The organism is Hyalangium sp. (assembly GCF_035629615.1).
Lineage (GTDB): Bacteria > Myxococcota > Myxococcia > Myxococcales > Myxococcaceae > Hyalangium.
Genome location: NZ_DASPHO010000124.1, coordinates 1 through 4,336, shown reverse-complemented (window position 1 = coordinate 4,336; position 4,336 = coordinate 1). Strand labels below are relative to the sequence as shown.

Here is a 4,336-nt window from a genome sequence, read left to right as displayed (position 1 = left end):
ACAGCCGCTGTAGGCACACCTGTGCCCAGCCTGGCCCCTGCAGTGGCAGGCAGCAGCCTCCTGGGGCTGCTTGGCTCAAGCGCCTGTGAATTCAGCACCACACGCTCTGGGGTGGCCCCTGGCTCCCATATCGAGCGCACCTCTTCGGCATCCCCACCTTCCTGCTGTTCTGGGACAGCCGGCTGCTGGGGAAGATGAGCCAGTACTACGGCCGGGAGTACTGGCTCGGCGTCGTCCGCGAGCACCTGCCCGCGGCCTCCTGAGCTCATTAGATCTCCTCCGGACTCCTCGCGGCCCTCCCCTCGTGCAGCAGTATCATCGGGCTTCAGCGGCGCTGACCTCCACTGGCAACACCACTGCCCAACGCCAACAGCGGCAGCAGGACATGGAAGGTGGCCCCCCCTCCGGGCGTATCCGTGACTTCGAAGACGCCGGCGTGGGCCTGCACCACCTGCCGGGCGATCCACACCTCGAGCCCGGTGCTGTAGTGCTGCGTCGGGACAGCCCGCTCGAAGTCACCAAAGATGCGGGCACGGTCCTCCGGAGACAAGTCTCTGCCGTGGCCCGTCACGCTCAGACGCGCCGCCGCCCCCTCCTTCAGGAGTGACACCTCCAGCGGACACGCCGGCGAGCCACGCATCGCCTGACGCAAAAGACTTGCCAGGACGTGCGCGATGCGGGGCCCGTCACAGGGAGCCACCACCTCTGGCTCCACCCGCAGCGTGACCGAGCACCCCACCCGCGCGAACTCCGCGTTCATTCCCGCGGCCACCTCCTGCACCAAGGCCGATAGGTTCACCTCGCTGCGCCGCAGTTCCAGTCGTCCCGCGGCCAACTCCGAGACGACAAGCAACCCCTCCACCAGCGAGGAGAGCTGCCCCACCTGCCGCGCGGCGGTACCGAACCGCTCAGCGAGCCGCGCGTGCGATTCCGGACTCAGGCCACGCTCCAGCAACTCCAACTGCAGGCGAAAGACAGCCAGGGGCGTCTTGAGTTCATGGCCAGCAACGGACAGGAACGCATCCCGGGCACGCACCGCTTCGCGCAGGCCCTCGGCGAGCGCCTCCTGGCGTGCCAGGTTCCTCCGCATGCGAGACAGCTCCAGCGCGGTGCGCACCCGCGCCAGCAGCTCGCGGGCGGAGAAAGGCTTGGCCAGGTAGTCGTCCGCGCCCGCCTCCATCCCCTCGATGGCGGCCTCCTCCCCCGCCCGCGCGGACAGCATCACCACCGGCAGGGCTCGTGTCTCGGGCGCCTCGCGCAGGGCGCGTAAGAGCCCAAAGCCACCCAGGCGCGGCATCATCACGTCGGTGACGACGAGATCCGGAGCTCGGACACGCACCGCCTCGAGGGCCGCTTGTCCATCCGCCACGGCCTCCACCTCGAAGAGGGGTGAGAGCGTGCGCGTCAGGTAATCGCGCAGGTCCGCATTGTCGTCCGCCACCAGCACACGCCCTAGCCGCTGCGTCGACTCTCCGTGAACGCTCTTCAGGTCCCCCTGAAGAGATGGCGTTTCATCTTCCTGTCGCAACCACCCGAGCACTTCCTGGACATAAGAATCTGCGCGCGCGGTCTCGGCCTCCGCGGCTTGCGCGCCAGGAACCGCTCGTTGATCTGCCGGCAGATGGCCGTGCCCCAGAGGAAGCGAGATGGTGAAGACGCTGCCTCGGTCCCCCTCGCTGTCGACGTCCACGCGGCCTTTGTGCAGCCCGACGAGCTCCTTCACCAGGGCCAGGCCAATCCCGCTGCCCTCGTGGCTGCGCGCGCGAGCGCCCTCCACCCGGTGAAAGCGCTCGAAGATGTGCGGCAGCTCCTCGGGCGAAATCCCCGTGCCCGTGTCGTGCACTCGCAGCAGGACCTGGCTCTCTTGCTCTCGGAGCGACACGGACACGCCACCGCTGAAGGTGTACTTGAGCGCGTTGGACAAGAGGTTGAAGACGACCTTCTGCCAGGCTTCGATGTCCACCCAGACAGGTTCGGAGAGCGGCGGGCACTCCACCGTGAGGGTGAGCCCCGCCCTGCGGGCCGCCGACTCGAAGTGGTTCACGAGCTGCGTGGTGAGCGAGGAGAGGTCGACTGGCTGGAACTTGGCCTTGGCTCGTCCCGCCTCGAGCCGCGAGTAGTCGAGCAGTGTGTTGACGAGCTTGAAGAGGCGGTTGCCGTTTCGCAGCACCAGGGCGAGTCGCTCCCGCTGGGACGGTGGCAGCGGCGCGTTCATGTCGGAGAGCGCATCCTCCAGCGGCCCCAGCATGAGCGTGAGCGGCGTCCGGAACTCGTGCGACACGTTGCTGAAGAAGGCGGTCTTGGCGCGGTCGAGCTCGGCAAGTGCCTCCGCCCGTTTGCGCTCGTCCTCATAGGAGCGGGCATTGCGGAGCGCCACGGAGACCTGGCCGGCGAACAACTCGTAGAACGAGCGGTAGCCCTCATCAAGCTCGCGGTTGGGACTGATGCCGGCCACCAGCACGCCCAGCGTCGCCCCTGGCTCGGCGGAGGCGATGGGCATCACCAGCGCCGAATGGGCAGCATCCTTCCAGGGGCCTCCCGTCAAGGCGAGCCCCTGCTCCAGGCGCTCCACGAGCACGGTCTTCCCGCGTAAGGCCGGGCCCAGGGGCCACATGACACCGTCTTCCGAATCGGGTCTCGCCACCGTCGGTGCCGCGTGGGCGCCGCGCTGAAGGCCAATACCAGCCGCGAGCGCGAGCGTCTTTCCGTCCGGCTCGCGGAGGTACAGAAGCGCGAAAGGCACATCGAACGAATGGGAGGCCATGGTGGCCTCGATGTCCAGGCAGGTCTTCTCGACGCTCTGGGTCTCGCCCGCTTTGATGGCCAGATCACGCAGCAGCCGGGTGCGCCGCTCACCGAGGACCTGTTGGGTCACCTCGCTGCAGACGCAGAGCATGCCGGCGATGCGTCCTTCATCATCGTCGACCGCGCTGTAGGAGAGACTGAAGTAGGACTCTTCCCGGTAGCCCGCACGCTCCAATGGCAACATCTGCGCGGGAACCCAGTTGGGGATCCCCGTCGATATCACCTCATGAATCATGGGCCCGATGACTTCCCAGGACTCGGATTGAGTCTCTCGGATGGAGCGCCCCAGTGCCCCAGGATGCTTGTCTCCAATCAGGCCAATGTAGGCCTCGTTGTAGATCTGAATGAGCTCGGCGCCCCAGAGGAGAATCATCGGATAGCGCGAGGACAGCAGCGTCTTCACGGTGGACTTGAGGCTCTGAGGCCAGGTCTCGACAGGCCCCACGGGTGTCGCAGCCCAGTCGTGGGCGCTGACCCGCACGTGCATCTCGCTCGGGCCGATGAAGGGAGTCTTCTTGCCGCCTCCTTGCTCAGGCATCGAAACCCACACCGAAGGTGTCCTGGGTGGCGCCAGGTGATGGAGGAACAACCGACCTTTCGACCCTCACGCTGCTCGCACGAAACATGAGGGTCCGTCACTACTACAGAAGGCGAGTAACAAAGAAGGCGAGAATGCCCTCTTGAACCTCCCTCCATATGGACTTTCATCCCATGGATCTTCGCCTTGCGTTAGAGGCTCTGGACCTCTCCGCCAGGCGGGGGATTGCCTCCCCCATCGATGCTCCCCATGGCCGCGTCGAGCACCGGAGCCGAAGGGGGCGATGAGCCCACCTCGGGCGGCAGCTCGGACGGCGCGCTGAGATCAATGCCCTCCAGGCTGCCCACCTGGAAGAAGGCCGTGAGCCGGCGCAGCGCGTCCGCCTGAAGGGCCAGCGACTCCGCGTCCTTGGCCAGCCCCTCCGCCGCGCGCGTTGCCCTGGGTGGAGCGCTCCACGGCCGCCATGGCCTCGCTCATCATGCCCACGCTGGTGGACTGCTCGCGCGTGGAGGCCGCCGCCTCGTGCACCAGCTCCGCCGTACGCTGGATGGACGGCACCAGGTCCCTCAGCTGGCGGCCGGACTCCTCCGCCACCGCCCAGCTGTTGATGGCCAGCTCGCCAATCTCCCGCGCCGCCGCCTTGCTGCGCCCGGCCAGCCGCCGCACCTCGCCGGCCACCACGCTGAAGCCCTTGCCGTGCTCGCCGGCCCGAATGGCCTCGATGGCCGCGTTGAGCGCCAAACGATAGGAGAAATGGAGGCCCATTGGCGGGGTGCGGCCCCGGGCCCAGCGGGGAAGGAGTGCTGCTGCCGGGTGCCACCCGAGCCGTTGGCCGGGCCCGTGTCCCGGCCCTACAGCCGCTGTAGGCACACCTGTGCCCAGCCTGGCCCCTGCAGTGGCAGGCAGCAGCCTCCTGGGGCTGCTTGGCTCAAGCGCCTGTGAATTCAGCACCACACGCTCTGGGGTGGCCCCTGGCTCCCATATCGAGCGCAC

Annotated in this window: 2 protein-coding genes and 1 pseudogene; 1 reads left to right on the top strand and 2 read right to left on the bottom strand. The window is 67.6% G+C overall.

Features of this window, described 5'->3' with window-relative positions:
* Nucleotides 1-122 precede the first annotated feature (122 nt).
* Nucleotides 123-263: pseudogene (locus VD972_RS06080) on the top strand (thioredoxin); the annotation flags it as partial.
* 62 nt (nt 264-325) lie between these two features.
* Here VD972_RS06080 and VD972_RS06075 read toward each other — a convergent pair.
* Together VD972_RS06075 and VD972_RS06070 are read right to left on the bottom strand one after the other, a co-directional pair.
* Nucleotides 326-3,343 carry an ATP-binding protein gene (locus tag VD972_RS06075; RefSeq protein WP_324982121.1) on the bottom strand — a complete coding sequence of 1,006 codons (3,018 nt, stop codon included), beginning with the start codon at nt 3,341-3,343 and terminating at the stop codon, nt 326-328.
* Between the two features lie 324 nt (nt 3,344-3,667).
* Nucleotides 3,668-4,108 carry a methyl-accepting chemotaxis protein gene (locus VD972_RS06070; RefSeq protein ID WP_324982118.1) on the bottom strand — a complete coding sequence of 147 codons (441 nt, stop codon included), beginning with the start codon at nt 4,106-4,108 and terminating at the stop codon, nt 3,668-3,670.
* Nucleotides 4,109-4,336 lie beyond the last annotated feature (228 nt).